The 18,167-nt window shown below is 36.6% G+C and carries 17 protein-coding genes; 11 read left to right on the forward strand and 6 right to left on the reverse strand.

Going from position 1 to position 18,167, the window contains the following annotated elements; genetic code table 11:
- Window positions 1–260: 260 nt before the first annotated feature.
- The 3 genes from LIZ98_RS02030 to LIZ98_RS02040 all read left to right on the forward strand — a co-directional run bounded on the left by LIZ98_RS02030 (window position 261) and on the right by LIZ98_RS02040 (window position 2,314).
- On the forward strand, window positions 261–620 hold the full coding sequence (locus LIZ98_RS02030) for a rhodanese-like domain-containing protein (RefSeq protein ID WP_041845519.1): 360 nt from the start codon (window positions 261–263) through the stop codon (window positions 618–620).
- Between the two features lie 118 nt (window positions 621–738).
- Complete coding sequence (locus LIZ98_RS02035; RefSeq protein WP_041845520.1) at window positions 739–972, forward strand: glutaredoxin family protein; 234 nt, start codon at window positions 739–741, stop codon at window positions 970–972.
- A gap of 580 nt (window positions 973–1,552) precedes the next feature.
- Window positions 1,553–2,314, forward strand: coding sequence for an RQC-minor-1 family DNA-binding protein (locus LIZ98_RS02040; protein ID WP_227138751.1), 762 nt, complete (start codon window positions 1,553–1,555; stop codon window positions 2,312–2,314).
- Between the two features lie 218 nt (window positions 2,315–2,532).
- On the opposite strand, the gene LIZ98_RS02045 is transcribed toward LIZ98_RS02040, so the two are convergent.
- Entirely contained in the window at window positions 2,533–3,894 is a 1,362-nt protein-coding gene (locus LIZ98_RS02045; protein ID WP_227138752.1) for a methyl-accepting chemotaxis protein, read from the reverse strand.
- Between the two features lie 411 nt (window positions 3,895–4,305).
- Here LIZ98_RS02045 and LIZ98_RS02050 point away from each other — a divergent pair, with 411 nt between their 5' ends.
- Complete coding sequence (locus tag LIZ98_RS02050; protein WP_082025967.1) at window positions 4,306–5,007, forward strand: GNAT family N-acetyltransferase; 702 nt, start codon at window positions 4,306–4,308, stop codon at window positions 5,005–5,007.
- 230 nt (window positions 5,008–5,237) lie between these two features.
- Here LIZ98_RS02050 and LIZ98_RS02055 read toward each other — a convergent pair whose 3' ends face one another.
- Window positions 5,238–5,660 (reverse strand): hypothetical protein, encoded by a 423-nt coding sequence (locus LIZ98_RS02055; RefSeq protein WP_041902453.1) that lies wholly within the window; start codon window positions 5,658–5,660, stop codon window positions 5,238–5,240.
- Window positions 5,661–6,393: 733 nt separating this feature from the next.
- Here LIZ98_RS02055 and LIZ98_RS02060 point away from each other — a divergent pair.
- From LIZ98_RS02060 to LIZ98_RS02075, 4 genes are all read left to right on the forward strand, one after another.
- Window positions 6,394–7,101 carry a response regulator transcription factor gene (locus tag LIZ98_RS02060; protein WP_034768834.1) on the forward strand — a complete coding sequence of 236 codons (708 nt, stop codon included), beginning with the start codon at window positions 6,394–6,396 and terminating at the stop codon, window positions 7,099–7,101.
- Window positions 7,098–8,573: a HAMP domain-containing sensor histidine kinase gene (locus LIZ98_RS02065; protein ID WP_227092593.1), complete on the forward strand. Its 1,476-nt coding sequence runs from the start codon at window positions 7,098–7,100 to the stop codon at window positions 8,571–8,573. The genes LIZ98_RS02060 and LIZ98_RS02065 overlap by 4 nt, the downstream gene beginning before the upstream one ends.
- A gap of 226 nt (window positions 8,574–8,799) precedes the next feature.
- A complete protein-coding gene (locus LIZ98_RS02070; protein WP_227138753.1) occupies window positions 8,800–9,876 on the forward strand; it encodes a LolA family protein in 1,077 nt (358 codons plus the stop codon).
- Between the two features lie 133 nt (window positions 9,877–10,009).
- Window positions 10,010–10,177, forward strand: a complete 168-nt coding sequence (locus LIZ98_RS02075) for a hypothetical protein (protein WP_227138754.1) — start codon at window positions 10,010–10,012, stop codon at window positions 10,175–10,177.
- A 240-nt stretch (window positions 10,178–10,417) separates the two neighbouring features.
- On the opposite strand, the gene zupT is transcribed toward LIZ98_RS02075, so the two are convergent.
- The 3 genes from zupT to LIZ98_RS02090 all read right to left on the reverse strand — a co-directional run bounded on the left by zupT (window position 10,418) and on the right by LIZ98_RS02090 (window position 13,106).
- Window positions 10,418–11,197 carry a zinc transporter ZupT gene (gene zupT, locus LIZ98_RS02080; RefSeq protein WP_227138755.1) on the reverse strand — a complete coding sequence of 260 codons (780 nt, stop codon included), beginning with the start codon at window positions 11,195–11,197 and terminating at the stop codon, window positions 10,418–10,420.
- 301 nt (window positions 11,198–11,498) lie between these two features.
- The gene (locus tag LIZ98_RS02085; RefSeq protein WP_227138756.1) at window positions 11,499–12,290 is read right to left on the reverse strand and encodes a TatD family hydrolase; all 792 of its coding nucleotides are present in this window, start codon (window positions 12,288–12,290) and stop codon (window positions 11,499–11,501) included.
- A 228-nt stretch (window positions 12,291–12,518) separates the two neighbouring features.
- Window positions 12,519–13,106: a hypothetical protein gene (locus LIZ98_RS02090; protein ID WP_227138757.1), complete on the reverse strand. Its 588-nt coding sequence runs from the start codon at window positions 13,104–13,106 to the stop codon at window positions 12,519–12,521.
- Between the two features lie 241 nt (window positions 13,107–13,347).
- Between LIZ98_RS02090 and LIZ98_RS02095 the strand changes: the two genes are divergently transcribed.
- Complete coding sequence (locus LIZ98_RS02095) at window positions 13,348–14,034, forward strand: response regulator transcription factor (protein ID WP_034768846.1); 687 nt, start codon at window positions 13,348–13,350, stop codon at window positions 14,032–14,034.
- Window positions 14,021–16,075: a HAMP domain-containing sensor histidine kinase gene (locus LIZ98_RS02100; RefSeq protein ID WP_227138758.1), complete on the forward strand. Its 2,055-nt coding sequence runs from the start codon at window positions 14,021–14,023 to the stop codon at window positions 16,073–16,075. The genes LIZ98_RS02095 and LIZ98_RS02100 overlap by 14 nt, the downstream gene beginning before the upstream one ends.
- A gap of 183 nt (window positions 16,076–16,258) precedes the next feature.
- Here the strand turns inward: LIZ98_RS02100 and LIZ98_RS02105 are convergent, their stop codons facing one another.
- Window positions 16,259–16,363, reverse strand: coding sequence for a YjcZ family sporulation protein (locus tag LIZ98_RS02105; protein ID WP_072012646.1), 105 nt, complete (start codon window positions 16,361–16,363; stop codon window positions 16,259–16,261).
- Window positions 16,364–16,959: 596 nt separating this feature from the next.
- Here LIZ98_RS02105 and LIZ98_RS02110 point away from each other — a divergent pair.
- On the forward strand, window positions 16,960–18,162 hold the full coding sequence (locus LIZ98_RS02110; protein WP_034768850.1) for an exonuclease SbcCD subunit D: 1,203 nt from the start codon (window positions 16,960–16,962) through the stop codon (window positions 18,160–18,162).
- Window positions 18,163–18,167: the final 5 nt, after the last annotated feature.

An 18,167-nucleotide genomic window follows, 5' to 3' on the forward strand; every position in this document is an offset into this window, starting at 1 on the left:
CATCGCAGCCGAAAAAATTTTATATTAATTTGGTGACTAGAGAGGATTCGGTAGCATTACCTCGCAAGCGAAAATGTTTTTTCGCTGACTACGGCTCTTTGGTTGCCTAAAGGACCAGACGCCCGAGTTTTCTTTACAACTTTTAATACCTATGCGGGTATATAGGGGTGACAAAAAATTTACACGATCGCATTTCAACAATTATGGACAAGGATTAAACATAATTTTTCGTATAAAATATGCAAATATGGAGAGATACAATGGAAATTTTACAATGGGTGTTAATCACTTTGCTTGCTTTAATTATTATTCGTCGATTTTTACCGGTGAAAGGTATCACAAATATTTCAGTCGAACAAGTGAAAGAAAAATTTAGTGATAAAGGGGTTCAATTTATCGACGTCCGTACACCTGGAGAATATAAAGCAAATCACCGGCCGCAATTCATTAATATACCCCTTTCAGAATTGCCAAGGAAATTGAACAAACTTGATAAAAATAAAGAAGTTGTTGTTATTTGCCAAAGCGGTATGAGGAGTACAAAAGCAGCGAAAATCTTAAAGAAACAAGGTTTTCAAAAAATTTATAACGTAAAAGGCGGCATGAGTGCTTGGCATTAGAGAGGTAAGTGAATATAGAAAAATATCAATTTCACGGGTACACGGTAATTTACTGCTGTCTTATCTTTAGCAGTTTCAATACCCCTATATGTATAAAATTATTCAAGGAGGAATTTTTATGGAAAATAAAATAACGGTTTATACAACAACTCATTGTCCTTATTGTACAATGTTAAAAAACTTCTTAACTCAACAAAATATCCCTTTTAAAGAAGTGAATGTAGAGAAAGATCCAATCATGATGCAGAGACTTGTCAACCAAACCGGTCAATTCGGTGTACCTCAAACGGAAATTAACGGTAAATGGATAATCGGATATGATCCCCAACGTATCATGGCAGCCTTAAACTAAAACCCGGTACAAGGGGTCAGGTTCCTTAAAGAATTAACAATACTAGAGTTTTATCTTTAATTATGACAATAACAGATGATATCAGGAACCTGTCCCTCCCTTGAGTTTACTTTTTGAAAAAGATTTGACCTAATTGACCCCACCAATCCACTTCCATACGGATGGTGGGTTTTTTAACTATGTAAGAACTCCTTAAAATTATTAATTCTACTTCGCTAATCTTTTTAGAAACTTTTCATCATTCCGACAGTAAAAGTATCTATTTTCCAACTGCAACACTCGCAAAATATTTGATACAATAAAATAAAACATCTTTGATTTCGGTTTTGTCAGCATTGAATAAGAAGACAGGCTTGAATTATGATAAGAAAATAATGAACGTATATATTTACTAAAAAGGAACGATGAAGAATAAATAAACAGTTTTTCTAAAGACAAAGGTAGTCAACAAGAACAACAGATGTTCTGTCATATGGAATGCCTTAAAAAAGCAATACCAAGCAAATTTCCTCTATATGTTGCTGGGCTTAGGGACCATGAATCTGTCCCAATATACCACGAATAGGAGATGCTCACCAAAATGAAAATCAATAAGAATACCTTAACCGTAGATGAGAAGTTGGCTATTTTAAGAGCAGCTGATGAAATTATTGGACAAGGTGGCCGAACAATTCTTGCCAAAATATTAAAAGGTTCCCGTGATAAAAAAGTTTTGGCACTAGGGTTAGATCGGTGTCCGGTCTATGGCTATTTTAACTCAGAAAAAATAGCAGATATTACAGAAAAAATAGATTGGATGATTGATCATGACTTTTTGGATATCGAATATTTTGGAAAGCTTCCAATGATTGTTTTTACAGATCGCGGCTGGAAAATTGAAGCAGATCAAAGAGCGGATGAATTATTATCTGAATGGGATTTATGGATAGAAGCGGGGAAACCGATACCAAATATGGAGTATTTAAAAGATCGTAACCGACATATGATCTTTTTGTTTTTAGATAAAATTAAAGAATCAGGCGATGATAAATACACATCTTATTTGGAAGCTTGGGAAAAAATCGATTACAAAAAAGTAAGGGGGAAAATCCGCGAAACGATAAGTGCAATCGAATCGAATGCACCGATCGATAATATCGCAGTACAAAAAAGAAAGGAAGAGATAGAACAATTATTAAATGGTGCTGCACCACAAGACCTTATCCTAAAATGCTGGGAATGTGGAAATCGGTTTGTCTTTACGGTTGGTGAACAAAAATTTTTCAAACAAAAAGGTTTTCAATTTCCCAAAAGATGTCCTATATGTATAAATAAAAAACGTATAGGGTTTAAAAATTTTTAGAGGGATGTGAATGTTAATGATTGAAACCCTAAAAGATATTTGAAAACGAAATATGGTATCCATATAGGAAAAAATTTTGTGTCTTTTGTACAGAAATATTGGTTTTTTGGGAACTTGCCATATTGATATTTTCATGTTTAAAGATTTTGAAATTCATGTAGGGATGTTGTCTTACAACCGAAAAAGGCAGAAACACTTAGGGACAATATACCTGTCCCCTAGTTAATCGTCACATCTGCACCAAGAACACCGATAATTTGATTTTCCTTATATATGGGAAAAGATACACTTATACATGGTTTCTTTGTTAATGCTGAAAAATAAACTTCGGAAACGTAGGGATTTCCCGATAAAGCATGTGTGAACCAAGGGCGTGCTTTTGCATTGATCAATGCTGCTTTTGGGTTTGAATAGACGAATGTTCCATCAACATTGTTTGTCCAAATTGCTTCTAAGTCCGGATTGTTTTTAAGTATGTCATCAAGTAGTCTTTTATGGGTAGAAAAACTCATGTCTTGTAATTCTGTCATTTGTAACAGGTCAGTCAGGTTGCTCTTAATTTTTTCAATGAGCGCCGTATCCACCGGCTGGAATTCACTTCTATCATGATGAACAAGCTTTTGCAATTCATTTGATGTTGTTGTAAGGGAATCACTAATCGATAGGATTTGTCTGACACTTTCATGTTGTTTGTCCATGTCTTCATGAACGACGATAACATGTTCTTTATTTTCAATGGATAATAATGAGATTTGGTCTAGTAGATTCGTAATTTCCTGAACGCTTTCTGTTTGTTGATCAACGGCAGTGGTCGAGTCAAAAACCATATTTGTAATTTGACTTAATTTCTCTTTAAAAGATTCTAAATGATGAAGAACGTTTCCAAATTCTATTGTGCCGGCTTCCACTTCCTTTGCTTCTCTTTTAACCATTTCTGCGGAACGTTTAATTTCTTCTTGTATGTAATAAATATTTTTTCGAGAATCTTCAACTGCTACAGAGGTTTGGTTAACCAGTTCTCCCACTTCATTGGCAACAACAGAAAATCCCTTTCCGGCATCGCCCGCTCTTGCTGCTTCAATGGCGGCATTTAAGGCTAAGATTTTTGTTTTTTGTGAGATGGCACCGATTGTATGAACAATTTCATGGATATGATCGGATAGCTTCACTAATTGATTCATTTGCTTCAATAAAGTTTGATGACTCATTCTTAGCTCTTCAAATTTTCCTTGAAGTGCTTGAAGAGAATCCCATGAGTGTTCGATCGTCTTCTCGGATGTTTTACAAGTTGATAATATTTCCTGTGAGGAAGCAGAGATATGCACGGCCGACTCCTCAATAGAATGCATTTTGTCGGCCACCCGGTGCGTATAAGTGACTGTTTTTTCACTATGTGCTAATAATTTATTCGTGCTGTTTTTACTGGAGGAAGAGGTCATTTCTAATTGCATAGTGGCAATTTTTACTTGCTCTACCACACCTTTTAGTTGATCAACCGCCACTTGTATTTGACCTTCAAAATTCTCGGTTTCTTCTATTTTTTCTTCAATTTTATTAATCTCCCGTTTGAAAAATAGCAATTGAACACCCTCCATATTCATGTTAATTTTATTTACATTATTATAGTATAAAATTTAACATTTGGAAAGTGCGGGGAATAAGTACTACGTCCAATGAATAGAAATAATGACTCTTGTTGGATGTCGGAATAAGTAAAACGATGCTTTTTGCAAAAATTGACTGTACCCGATAGTATATAGGCATAGTCAGGTTAATGCACCTATCCTCATCCCCTCTATGTAAAAGGTAATCTTTGTTAATGTGATATAATAAATAGGCCGTCTTCCGCGACTCTCAGAAAAGATAGGAGGGAAGATGGGCAACTTTTTCCTGATAAAATTTGAGTAATGGTACAGGGTCCGTGTACCGGATTGATTATTGTTTATGAACAATACACCTGTCCCCAGAATCGAAAAAGGAGAATAGAAAAAGTGAAAAAGAAGAAACAATTATCTTATGATGATTATTTTGAAGAAGAGTCAGACGGAACATTTTATTTTGTTGCGGGCTATACTTCAGGTGGTGCTCCCTATGGAACAATTTGGGAAGAAATATTGGCATCGGAATTGATATTGCGAGCGGCTGTAAAAAATGACGCAAAACCGGCAGCGGAACTCATTCGTGTGGCTAACGGAGATATAGCGGAATTACTAACAGGAAAAACAAAACCGCAAAATGTTCGTGACACCCTTGCTTTATATTTCCGGGAAGATATCAATCGGTTTAGCTACAAAAATATTTGGATTGCTAGTGTCATGGATAAAGTGGCAGGTCTCGTGATTACCTATCCGGGTGAGGATGCAGCCCGCTTGGATGAAACGATATTAAACAGGCTAAGAAAAAAACAAGGAAACCCCTTAAAATCCTTTGATCAGGAAGCTGATGAAAAAGATTACTATATCGATACCTTAAGTGTACACCCAAAATTTCAAGGGCACGGGATTGGTACAGCGCTCATTAAAAAAGCAGAAACAGTTGCAAAAGAAAAAGGCTATAAACGAATTTCTCTAAATGTGGCACACGGAAATGTTTCTGCCAAACACTTATACAAAAAATTGGGCTACACTGAAGAAAAGGTGATTCAAATTAACAAGCACAATTATGATTATATGGTGAAAATATTAGGTGATTAAGATGAACTCTAATTACCTGATCTTCAAAATTTATTAGGAAAAGAGATAACCTATATTCTGCACGTAAAAGCTGCGACTTTTTTCTTAACATACAAGAATAGGCACACGCATTTCGATTTTTAGAAATGCGGTCTGTTCTTGCTTCCAAATACTGTTTAATGAACAAACATAGATTTAAAAGTGCATGGACAGTATGTGGAAAAACTACAAAGATACACAACACAAATAAGTTAAGATCTGATTTGCAGCAAAACTTCGGTCATCCGATTGATGTTTTCCCGGATTTTAACCGCACTTAAGTAATCGATTTTGTCATGGTACGTTTCTGTTTGTTCCATTTGGTTTTCAAGAGACAGCTGTTCATATTGTTCGATGCGATGTTCCGTTGTTGATTGATAATCATCCAGTAAAATGCTTTCTAATTTTTGCACAATTTCGTTTAATTTGTTCAAGTTTTCATCTATAAAATTAGCTGCTATTTGTTGTTCCTCTCTTGAAGTGTTTCTCATTTCTTTAACGCTTTGTCTCTGCATAAGCAGCCCGTTTTTTACAGAAGTGAGCATATCTTCATATTCTCGATCGACGACCATATGATCAACAATTTGTAATGTATCATCCAGCAACATTTCCAATTGTTCCAAACCATTTTCCATTAATAACTCCCGCCTTTACCTGTTTGATATGGACCTCAAATGTTGTCCGTTTCCCTATAAATTTATCTCTGATCCCCTTTTTTATCCCAAAAATGACTTATGTTTTCTTGCGTATATCAGACATTCCATTCCAAATTATTTAGCAATTCAATGTAAATTATACATGAGCGCTGACGAAAGATTTCTAATATGAACCGATTGGAATCGGAGCAAGGGTAAATGTCCTAATTTTTTATACGTTAAGAAAGTATAAATTTCTAGCAAAGAAGCAATTTCGACGTAGTTGGAAATTTTAAGAATTAAGTATAAGTGCATAAGGAAAGCTTCACTGGAATACATCGCAGCCGAAAAAATTTTATATTTTTTCGGTGACTAGAGAAGCTTCGGTAGCATTACCTCGCAAGCGAAAATGTATTTTCGCTGACTACGGATCTGCAGTCGCCGAGTTTTCTTTATTCTTTATTTTAATAGAGAAGCCAAAACTGTAAGAAACCTGTTTGAGAACACTAAAAACATGGAGAAACATCAATGCGATTACTTTACGACACTATACTTTGATGGTTTCGTAGTTTATTCTACTATATATATGCAAGTCAATCTTACTCGGATCGTTTTTTTGTGTGCGCTCTTAACCTATTTCCAATGGAACCGCACAAAATTATTAAGCAATTATAAAGATTTCTTAATTCATTTTTACAGCGATTTATAATTAAAAGTGAAAGAGGGATGTTTGATGGGGAATAAAGAAAAAATTTTGATTGTTGAAGACGATGCTTCCATCGCTCGTATTGTGTGTGATCATTTACGAAAGGAGGGCTACTTTGTTACTTGGGCATCTACCGGTAAAGAGGGGTGGGAAGATTTTAAAACAGACACCTATGATCTGGCACTTGTCGATATTATGTTACCGGAAATGGATGGCTTTACCCTTTGCAAAACTATCCGACTGGAAAGTGATATTCCCATTTTAATTGTCAGTGCCAAAACCGAAAGCGACAGTAAAATTAGCGGGTTGGACTTAGGTGCCGATGACTATATTACAAAGCCATTCCGATTAGATGAATTAACTGCGAGAATTAGTTCACACTTACGTCGGTATCGTCGCTATATGCAAACAGATGAGGCAAAAATTCATGAATACAATAACGGGCTGAAAATCGATTTCGACAACGAACTTGTTTATGTGAATGGCGAAACCGTCCAGCTAACCGCAAAGGAGCTTGAATTGTTATTTCTTTTAGCCAAAAATCCGTACCAAACATTTTCCAAATCAGAATTATATGAACATGTTTGGCAGCAGGAAGATCTCAATGGAAATAACACGGTTACCGTTCATGTTAAGGGCTTAAGGACAAAACTCAAGGACGACGCAAAAACGGCAAAGTATATTCAAACGGTCTGGGGAGTAGGCTACCGCTTTATTGGAGAAATGAAACAATGAGACTGAAACCATGGTTAATGACCAGTTACTTAATTGTAATGATTTTGCCCATCATCGCTCTATATTTTTTCTATATTAGTCTATCGCAGTTTGATGAGAAGCGTGATTTTGTCGAATATATGGAAATGAAGGAAAAAATTGACCAATTGGAACCGTTGCTGATGAATCCATCCCTCTACAAAGCACAACCGATTGAAAATTATAAACAATTGCAAGAACGTACAGATTCGTCCATGAATATTAAGTTGTACCGTAAGGATGGATTAAAGCTATATTCTACGCTGGATCAGACTGGCGTCGAGATGTACACATTGAAACAACGGGATTCACTTTATCAAGATTTAAATACACTAAAAAAGGAACACCGCACGTACACTTATAAACAGACCGTTTTTTCGGGTGATGATCTCATCGGGATTTACGAGGTGACGATTGCCCGAAATGATTGGCTTGAAGGTGTCAATCACCGGACACTTATCTTAGCAAGTTTCCTATTTCTGTCTTTTGTTGTTATTTACTTCGGGGTAATTAATTTGTTAAATCGAAAATTAACTCGTCCACTTCTGTTATTAAGGGAGGAAATGAACGCTTTTGCCATTGGGAAAAAAGGACACAAAGAACTTCCTCGCTCCAATGACGAGATGGGTGACTTAATTTCGCATTTTGAGAAAATGAGAGAGCAAATCGAAACAACAAATAAGGAAGTAGAGAGACAACAACAGGAAAAGGAATATATTGTTGCCGCTCTTTCACACGATTTAAAGACACCGTTGACCGCAATTCATGCATATTTTGAAGCGTTAAATGGACGACAAGACTTGACAGAACAAGAAAAAGAAGAGTATCGGGCGGTTATTTTTGAAAAATTAAATTATATGAAAGAAATGATCAATGACTTAACTTTATTTACAACATTAAAGTCTGCGAAGAATAAGCTTGAATTTGTTGAAGTGGATGGCGCAGAGTTTTTTGAAATGCTTTTAGGAGGTTATGAAGGCCCTTGCCGTAAGCGGGAAATAAATCTTATCAGCGAACAAGCGGTTACAGGTAATTTTTTGCTCAATGTAAAGCAAATGGTTCGGGTTGTTGATAATTTAATGATGAATGCAATTCGCTACACGGAGAAAGGGAAAAATATTTGGCTTGCCGCAGTTTCCCAAACAAGTCCGCTTCCTGAATGGGTGTTTGCTCCCTTTGTTGAAGAATTAGAAGCTTGGAGAGAAAACGGGACAATTCTATTGATTCAAAATGAAGGAAAAGCTATTCCGGAAGATGATTTGGAGAAAGTATTTGAGCCTTTCGTCCAAGTCGAAGCGGCAAGGGGACAAGGCGGTACATCAGGGCTCGGCTTAAGCATTGCAAAAATGGCAATTGAACAACACTGTGGAAAAATAAAAATATGGTCACAAACAGGTTATGGAACGCTGGTTGCATGCTGGCTGCAGGGGATAGATTCCTCGTCTCAGGAATGACAAGGGACGAGTTTCCCGGAAATGACCGGGGTTCATCCTGGGATAGCAGGATAAAGACCTAATAATAAAGGTGCCTGTTGAAAAAAGTTGGGTCAATTCAAGAAAAAGTAATTCTTGTTGTCCAACTATGAAACGATTAACTCGCCGTCTGTTGTTGTGAAAGAAGTCAAAAATTTTATTATATACAGGGACAATAAACAAGTCTCTTAAGAAAGGATGGAAGGTTTTGAAAATAAAAGTAATATTTACAAGTTCTTTAATCGCAATCGGAATCTTATCAGGATGTTCAGGGGTGACGGGTGTGTCAACGGATGAAATCATTACGAAGGTGTTAGCAGCCGATCAAGATGAAAAAGCTTACTATGCAAAAGGTGAATTAAAGATTTATGAAGATGATAAGCTTGAGGAAAGTTATACAACGGAAGAATATCACAGTGAAGATGGAAAAGCAAAAATAACAATGAAGGATACAAAGACCGGTGAAGAAGGTGTAACTGTTAATGACGGGAAATCAATTATTTCTTTTGATAAAAAACAAAATAAGGCAATGGTAATGGACGATGTGAGCTCACTTGACTTACCTAATCAAAGCCAAAAGGAGCAAGTGATTTCATTTTTGGAAACATTGAAAGATAGTCATAAGTATAAACTAATTGGTAAGGAAAAGGTCAATGGCTTTGAAACACATCACATCAAACTGGAACCAAAGGAGAAAGACTCGATATTTGGCGAAATCGAAATTTGGATTGACCAAAAAACATGGTTTCCGGTCAAAAGCATAAACATCGTGGGAAGCAGCCGTACAGAGTTCGCATATACAGAAGTCGACACATCAACAAAAATTTCAGATGATACGTTTACCTTATCTTTACCGGATAATGTTGAAATCGTTCATCTTAAAGACGAAATGAATCAAAGTAATGGAACAATTGAAGAAGCAGTAGAAAAGTTGGGTAAGCCGTTTTTAGTGCTAAATGAAGAAAACTTGACAATGGATAATGTTACAATTGATGAACTGAAGGGTGAAATCAACCGAACAGAAATCACCATCACCTATAAAAATGGCGATGGAATTCCGCTGATTTACTTGTCCATTTTTCCAACCCCTGAGGAGAAAGAGTTGGCTATTTCGGACACGGGGTTGAAAATTCGCGGGCAAAACGCCGAATTCATGAAAGAAATCAATTCTTATACTTGGGATGAAAATGGTCTCCGATATACATTAATTGTCGAAGGACCTGATTCATTATCTCAGGAAGATATAATGAAAATGACGGAAAGAATGGTAAGTAGTTCAAACTAAGGAGTTGCGAGTTTGAAGTAGGTGTTAAGTGAATGAAATTGCTGACGGAAAGGCCGTTATTAGCAGCTTTTATCATATTCAGTACCTCAACAGTCTTATTCAATAAAAAGTTCTGGAAGGAAGTAAATTTTAAATGAGCATTCTTGCTTTAGCAACCATTCTTTTGTGGATTGCAGTATTTTATGAACTAAATAAACCTTCAGAAAAGCAAAAAGACCGGAAAATTTTAGTTTTAACAATTTTAGGTTCTTTATCAACTTTAGTAATAACGATTTATCATATTCAAAGGCTTTTTGTTTAAAAATTTTCCTTGTAACAGGGGTTGCTAGTTCAACAAGAATAGAAGAAGCGAACAACAATGATTTATACGGTTCACGGGAGTTTAGTTCAACAAGAATAAAGGAAGCCCGACTAATAGGGTTTCCTTTAAACCTTGTATTTTTTAACATTTAAATTAAACTGAGCCAAAAAATAGGTTTTTGCTGGAGGGTTCAAAAATTTTATAGTACTAGATGGTTTAAACCTATCCCTATGTAACTGTTTATTCACCCAATAACAATAGTGAGATGGCCATGATGAGCATACCGAAAACAAAACCGTATATCGATATGTCACCTTCGTCATATTTTTTCGCTGTTGGTAAAAGTTCAGATATAGAAATAAATACCATCATCCCGGCAACAACGGCTAAAACAACACCGAGTACGGTTGTATTTAAAAAACGCATAAGAACCAGATAAGTTAATAAGGCACCCACAGGTTCAACTAAACCTGAAAACAAGGCCCATAAAAATGATCGGAATTTATTATCGGTGGCATAATAAATCGGAATCGCAACAGCAATCCCCTCAGGTATATTATGAATAAATACCGCGACAGCAATCGCAAACCCGATTGACGGTTCTTGGAGTGTGGACATGAATGTAGCGACTCCATCCGGGAAATTATGAATTGCCAGTGCAATGGAAGTGAATATACCGATGCGCATTAACTCCGGATCTTTTGTATCCTTCGTTTTTACAGTCAACTTTTGTTCGGTTATTTTATCAAGTAGCCCAATAAAAATGATCCCGGAAAAATAGCCGATAATGACTGCCATATAACCAAATTTATCCCCGAAAACACCGGTTAAAGATTCCCTAGCCTCCGGGAAAATATCAGCCAAGGATACGAAAATCATCACTCCCGCTGAAAGACCTAGGGAAAATGAAAGAAATTTTTTGTTTGTTATTTTTGTAAATAGAACAAGTAAACCGCCAATTCCTGCTGCGAGCCCTGCGAATAAAGTTAAGATTAACGCTAGAACAACATCATTTGTCATATTACCGCTTCCCTATATTTCTTAGCTTTTAAGGAACAAGCCTCTTACATTATTTCCCATTTCTTAACAAAAATTCATTATAGCATAAAAAGGAAGAAGCAACGAGTAACAAGACCTAGTCTTTAATTCCCATTGACGAACGATAGTATTCCAACTTACAAAACTACAAATAATTAAAAAAGTTTTGCGGAAAAGGTCATGGCTTGGAATGGAAAATGCTTAACAAGTACCGGTTTTCAAAAAACATCTGTAAAAGATGAAGAAGCCTGTCCTATGAAGTGCAGGAGAACAGGCACTAAAATCAAGGTAACTGAAAGAGCCGTTTTGCGTTTTCAGTTGAGTATTCAGCCACTTCTTCGGCTGAAACACCCATGTATTTGGCTATATCACCGGCAATATGCGGTAAGAAGGCCGGTTCATTTCGCCGGTTTTTCGGTTTGTTTTTCAAGTTTCTCGGAAGTAGATAGGGCGCATCGGTTTCGATCAATAAACGATCAAGCGGGATATACTTGACAGCCTCCTGTAATTCCTGCCCCCGTCTTTCATCACAAATCCAACCCGTTATTCCAATGTAGAACCCCATCGAAATATATTTTTTCACTTCAGCAACACTGCCTGTAAAGCAATGAACCACTGCTTTTTCAGCTAAGTGTGCATGATGAGCAAAAATTTCACAAAAACGGTTATGGGCATCTCTCTCGTGTAAAAAAAGTGGCAGTTCGAGCTCGTCAGCCAAATCTAATTGCGCTTCAAAACATTGTTCTTGAATCGGTTGCGGCGAGAACATCCGGTTAAAATCAAGTCCGCATTCACCAATTGCCACCATTTCTTTCCGCTCAGCTAAACGTCTTAACTCTTGAATCGAATCATGATGAAAGCTTTTGGCGTCATGAGGATGGATGCCTGCCGTAGCAAAAAGAACATTTGGGTATTCCTTAGCCAAATTTGCGGCGGCCTTACTGCTTTTCACATTGGAACCGGTTAGGATCATTTGACTGACTCCATTTTTCAACGCTCGTTCAACCACTTCTTCTCGGTCTTTTGCAAATTGTTTATCAGTAAGGTTTAGTCCGATATCTATTAATTTTTGCATGATAAATCCTCCAAATCCGTTTAATCACTGGCTATACTATTTTATCATATTTTGACAATGGCCCACTGTGTTCATACTTTAAAGCATTATCAAAGAGGTTTCATTTTAAATTAATTTAGTTCAAACATAGCATGAGCAGTTGTATAACTTGATTTTCCCACCCTAAAAACCAATAAACAATTGGTTGCGCTGTTGTTTGCAGGAATCCCCACTTCAGGTTGATAATTCTTAAGTGGTGGGTACTTCAAATCCCTGCAATACAGAAGGTGCCCCTTTTTCACCAGCAAGGTCTCCCATACCGTACGCCATCAATTTACCTTCGTAAACCAATTGAAATGCTGCGGTATAAGGCAATTCATGTGGTTTGATTAAGGAAACATCTTTTGTAAAATCAATCACGTTACAATGCTTTAGAACCGATGCGACAAACTGTGAACAGAAGAATGCGTTTTTTCTTTCTATCGGTTTATTGAACATCACGCCAAAAACCCCTAATAAATTATAGCGAAACAACTCCTTTTGTATTTCCAACTCTCGAATATAGCTTTTCATTTGATTTAACTGTGCTTCTGTTACCGTTAACGAATAAATCGCACAATTTGCCCGTCTGAACCAATCAGATAACATATCCTCCCGTACAAATCCACACAAAAATGGGTTTCTTGGCTTTTTCCTGCCAAAACTATACACTGTTGCTAATTCTCCGTCAAAGGCAATCGAAGCATGATTATAGGGCTTTTTCGTATAGCATTTTATTAATCTTGAAAACAAGGTTCCGGTATCGGTTAGTAACAGATAAATCTTTTTTACTTCCATCTCTGCTCCCCCTCGTATCGTATGTAAAGAATCCTTTTAAGAAGACTATAAAGTATAAAACTTAAGATAAGGTGAATGAAAATCTTAAGAAAACCTTAATTTTAAATGGATATGACCGAATATATGCTATTTTTTTGTATAAAACAATAAGAAAATCTTAAGAAATCAATCCAATATTTGTTAAGATTTAATTGGTAAGATACATTTAGCGCGAAAGAGAAAACAGTAGGAGTGAACGTTCATGAACATATTGGTTTGTGATGATGATAAAGAAATAGTCGATGCAATCGGGATTTATTTAGAAAATGAAGGCTACAAAATTTTCAAAGCTTTTAATGGAATCGAAGCAATTGAGATCATTGAGCAAAATGAAATCCATCTGATCATCATGGATATAATGATGCCGAAAATGGACGGGATTCAAGCAACGATGAAAATTCGCGAACAAAATAATATTCCATTAATTATGCTGTCTGCGAAATCGGAGGATACGGATAAAATATTAGGATTAAATCTGGGCGCCGACGACTATATAACGAAGCCGTTTAATCCGCTTGAACTCATCGCGCGGGTTAAGGCAAACTTAAGAAGATATACGAAATTAGGGAGTCTTGAGACGAAAAACAATGTATATCAAAGCGGAGGCCTCGTGATTGATGATGAAACGAAAACCATTACTGTTGATGGCGAAGAAGTCCATTTGACCCCGGTCCAGTATAAAATTTTGAAACTATTGACCGCAAATGCCGGGAGAGTTTTTTCGATAGAAGATATTTATGAAAAAGTCTGGAATGAACCGGCCTTTAATCCGGAAAATACCGTTGCCGTACATATTCGAAAAATCCGTGAGAAAATCGAAATTAATCCAAGAGAGCCAAAATATTTAAAGGTCGTATGGGGAGTTGGATATAAAGTTGAAAAAATATAGTCATTCAAAACTGACAAAATTCATTGTTTTTATCATAATGATTGCCTTCTTTTCCGGAACGATAACAACGCTGGTGAAAATAATGACGATCCCTTTTAATAGTGTACTGCAAAAAAGTTATTTTGAAAGCGCCGCATACATTCAAGAGAGTCAGGGACTTATCAGCGACTTAACAAAATTAATGGGTGAATTTAAGAATGAAGAAAATATTTTAAATGGTGGAACGATCAGTGAGGATGAGTTAAAGGATAAAGAAGAGGAGTTATACTTTCAATTTCAAAACTCTAAGAAATATAATCCTAAATTAAGTGAAGAGGAAATTTATGAACAATTTAAAAAGGAATATGCCGACGAGATTTCTCACGAGAGGGATAAATTTATTCAAAGAGATTTAAGGGAATATTACCTTTTACTACAAAAAATGGAAGATTATGAAACACCGTTGTTTTATGCCAGTGATGGTACAAATGTATACACAAATACGACGATGAAAGAAAGACAGGAGTTCGAAACTTATCCTGCATTTTTTATATTTGATCATTATGACCAAGAAATTTATCCAAAGGAAACGAGGGAAAATGATTATTTATATTGGATTACTGATCAAGTAAACGAGCTGGATCCGGAAAATACGGTTATTTATTTGGCGTTTCCGGATAAGTTTTTAAATACAAATATAAAGGAATGGAAGGAAAATAATGCCCTTTCTGCAAAAAATTTATATAAATTGACATACTTAGTGCCGGGATTTATCTTATCTTTTATCTATCTTGCTCTGGTGACCGGCAGAAAATCGTTTCGAGATCTAGAGGTTCACTTAAATGTAATTGATAAATTATATAATGATATAAACGTTCTGTTATGTGTCTCCTTGATTGCACTTTATACCGTATTATTAGATCTATTGTTTGAAATGAATAACAAAATGATTCTTCCCATAACGGTTTTGATTGCTGCGATTGGTTTCGTGCTTATTTTTTCACTTATTAAGCATGGGAAAAACAAAACACTCATTAAGCATACATTGTTATATAATCTCATTAGTCAATTTGCTCATTTTATCGGAGACGTTTATCGAAACGGAAGCCTTGCCGTGAAAACCGTTTTGCTTGTTGTTGGCTACCCGCTTTTGGTTGCTTTAACATTTTTCATATTCCCGGTAACGCTAGGAGTTGCCGCATGGTTTGCATTGAAAAAAATTAAGTCCTTCAATGCGATTCAGGCAGGTGTTGAGGAAATTAAGGCCGGAAATCTTCAATATCACATTGATATAAAAGGACGAGGGGAATTTGCTAGGCTTGCAGAAAATATTAACAGCATTACTGATGGGTTGAGAAATGCAGTAGACAATGAGTTGAAGAGTGAACGGCTAAAAACAGAACTGATTACCAATGTTTCCCATGATATAAGGACGCCTTTAACTTCCATTATCACCTATGTGGATCTTTTGAAAAATGAAAAGGATCCAACAAAAATAGAAGAGTATGTTGGAGTATTGGATCAAAAATCAAAGAGATTGAAAGTATTAACAGATAATTTATTTGAAGCAGCAAAGGCTTCCAGCGGCGATATTCCGGTCCATCTTGAAAAAATTGATATCATTTCATTAATTAACCAAGGTTTGGGGGAAGTGGGCGATAAAATTTTAGCAAGAAATTTGGAATTTAAGTTGAATTTTCCTGCAGATAAACTTTTTGTGACAGCAGATGGTCGGTTGTTGTGGAGATCAATCGAGAATGTATTATCGAATATCTTTAAATATGCCCTTGAAGGTTCCCGAGTCTATGTTGATATTGAGGATTTAGGTAATGATGTGCGGTTAGTTTTTAAAAATATATCCGCCTCAGAATTAAATATCTCAGCGGATGAACTAATGGAGCGGTTTAAACGAGGGGATGAATCCCGAACAAGCGAAGGAAGCGGATTAGGATTATCTATTGCCAAAAGTTTAATTGAAATCCAAAGAGGGAAATTTTCCATTCAAATTGATGGCGATTTATTTAAAGCAATCATTGTTTTACCTAAATATAGTCAGGAATGATTATGGTGTTTTTATATCACTTTTACCCGCCATTCAGGACTCTAAAATAAAACACTGATTGGAGTTTTACAAAAGGGAAGGCAGTTGCAAAGAGGCAACACCTTCCCTTATTGTGATTTTATAGGCTTTGTGGGAAACTTTTACCTACCCCAGCGGCTAATCGCCTGAGGTGAGGCACTTATTTTAATAACCAAAGCCTACATAGTTTGTACCGACAATAATTAACAAAATGAACAGCACGACAATCAGTGCAAATCCTGCACCGTATCCGGATCCTCCACCACTCATCAAACATTCACCTCCCATATCATTTCACTAATAAAGTATGTCATCATTGGAAAAATGGAATGGACAAAATCCTAAAAAATGTAAATGTGCATTTGAGGGAATACTGATGACTCACTGTATGTAGTTTTATCTAATAAATGTTTTCTCAAATCATTTGGCAATTGTATTTTTGTTGAAGGGGCGAAAAAGTTCGGGAGGCACAACAGTAAGGGGAGTGGGAAAAAAATCAACAGTGCCCGTTTAGTATTCAATAGTAAAAGTGCAGAATTCAACAGTGCCCCCAGTTAATTCAACAGTAGAACCCCGTAATTCGACAGTACTATCCCGTAATTCAACAGTAAAATTCCAAAATTCAACAGTAAAGGAGGGTATATTCAACAGTAAAAAGAAAAAAATCAACAGTGCCCCCAGTTAATTCAACAGTCCCCGACCTCCCATTTAACAGTAAAATATGAGCGAGAAAGAAACATTTTGTATTTTGTTGTGAAACGTAACGTGGTATATTGAAAAGGACGAGAAGTAACGGTCATAAATAAAAAATGAAAGCAATGAACCTGTGATTCGAAAAAGCAAAAGGATGAAGGAGCGATTATTCCATGAAATTTTTCCATACCGCAGACTGGCACTTAGGAAAACTTGTCCAAGGTGTGTACATGACCGAGGATCAACGGTATGTTTTGCAACAATTTATTGAAGCGATAGAAGAAGAGAAACCGGATGCAGTCGTTATTGCCGGTGATCTATATGACCGTGGAGTACCGCCAACGGAAGCTGTGAACTTACTGGATGAGGTACTGGAAACTATCGTTATCAAGCTAAAAACTCCGGTCTTGGCTGTTGCCGGGAACCACGATAGCCCGACACGCCTTCATTTCGGTAGTAACATTATGAAAGCGAATGGTTACCATATTGTCGGTCAACTATCTCAGACGTTTGAACCTGTCATCCTGAGAGATGAATATGGCGAGGTTCACTTTCATCTTGTACCTTATACGGATCCGAGTGTGGTTCGACATGTATTTTCAGATGATGAGATTCGCTCTCATAATGATGCGATGCGAAAAATTACTGAAGCCATTGAAAAAAATATGAATCCGGATGCGCGCCATGTCTTTGTCGGACATGCCTTTGTAACTCCGCACGGGGAAGAACAAGAAAACACAAGTGATTCGGAACGCCCGCTTGCCATTGGTGGCTCGGAATATGTTGATGCCAACCATTTTAAAAACTTCCACTACACAGCGCTTGGCCACCTCCATCAAGCACATTTTGTACTAGACGAAAAGATTCGTTATTCAGGTTCGCCGCTTAAATATTCGATTTCAGAGGAAAATCATAAAAAAGGGTTTTACATTGTGGAAATGGACGGACATGGTCAAGTAACAATAGAGAAAAAACTGTTGAAACCAATCCGTGACATGAGAACGGTCGAAGCCACGATGGATGACCTATTAAAACATCCAATTAATGAAGACTATGTGTTCGTCCGTCTACTCGATGAGACACCGGTTTTATCACCGATGGAAAAGGTTCGTTCCGTTTACCCAAATGCGATGCATGTTGAACGGAAAATTATTTTGCCAACGGATCGCCAAAGTGTAAAAACAGAAAGAGTCGCGCGTCATCAAATGGATGACTTGTCTTTATTCCGAGCGTTTTATCAAGAAGTGAAAGGGACAGAAGTAACAGAGGAAACGGAATTGCTTTTCAAGGAAGTTCTCAACGAAATATTACAAGAAAATCAAGAAGAATTAAAACGAACAGCGCAAGAAGTTGCGGCGTCAAAATCAATAGACTAAGAGGT

The organism is Caldibacillus sp. 210928-DFI.2.18 (genome assembly GCF_020554505.1).
In the GTDB taxonomy this organism is placed as follows: Bacteria; Bacillota; Bacilli; order Bacillales; family Caldibacillaceae; genus Caldifermentibacillus; species Caldifermentibacillus hisashii.

Excerpts from the sequence above, each read along its gene's own strand:
- LIZ98_RS02055 (WP_041902453.1), bottom strand. The coding sequence starts at position 5,660 with ATGGAAAATGGTTTGGAACAATTGGAAATGTTGCTGGATGATACATTA.
- LIZ98_RS02060 (WP_034768834.1), top strand. The coding sequence starts at position 6,394 with ATGGGGAATAAAGAAAAAATTTTGATTGTTGAAGACGATGCTTCCATC.
- LIZ98_RS02075 (WP_227138754.1), top strand. The coding sequence starts at position 10,010 with ATGAGCATTCTTGCTTTAGCAACCATTCTTTTGTGGATTGCAGTATTT.
- LIZ98_RS02105 (WP_072012646.1), bottom strand. The coding sequence starts at position 16,363 with ATGAGTGGTGGAGGATCCGGATACGGTGCAGGATTTGCACTGATTGTC.
- LIZ98_RS02065 (WP_227092593.1), top strand. The coding sequence starts at position 7,098 with ATGAGACTGAAACCATGGTTAATGACCAGTTACTTAATTGTAATGATT.
- LIZ98_RS02095 (WP_034768846.1), top strand. The coding sequence starts at position 13,348 with ATGAACATATTGGTTTGTGATGATGATAAAGAAATAGTCGATGCAATC.
- LIZ98_RS02030 (WP_041845519.1), top strand. The coding sequence starts at position 261 with ATGGAAATTTTACAATGGGTGTTAATCACTTTGCTTGCTTTAATTATT.
- LIZ98_RS02110 (WP_034768850.1), top strand. The coding sequence starts at position 16,960 with ATGAAATTTTTCCATACCGCAGACTGGCACTTAGGAAAACTTGTCCAA.
- LIZ98_RS02035 (WP_041845520.1), top strand. The coding sequence starts at position 739 with ATGGAAAATAAAATAACGGTTTATACAACAACTCATTGTCCTTATTGT.
- zupT (WP_227138755.1), bottom strand. The coding sequence starts at position 11,197 with ATGACAAATGATGTTGTTCTAGCGTTAATCTTAACTTTATTCGCAGGG.
- LIZ98_RS02085 (WP_227138756.1), bottom strand. The coding sequence starts at position 12,290 with ATGCAAAAATTAATAGATATCGGACTAAACCTTACTGATAAACAATTT.
- LIZ98_RS02040 (WP_227138751.1), top strand. The coding sequence starts at position 1,553 with ATGAAAATCAATAAGAATACCTTAACCGTAGATGAGAAGTTGGCTATT.
- LIZ98_RS02090 (WP_227138757.1), bottom strand. The coding sequence starts at position 13,106 with ATGGAAGTAAAAAAGATTTATCTGTTACTAACCGATACCGGAACCTTG.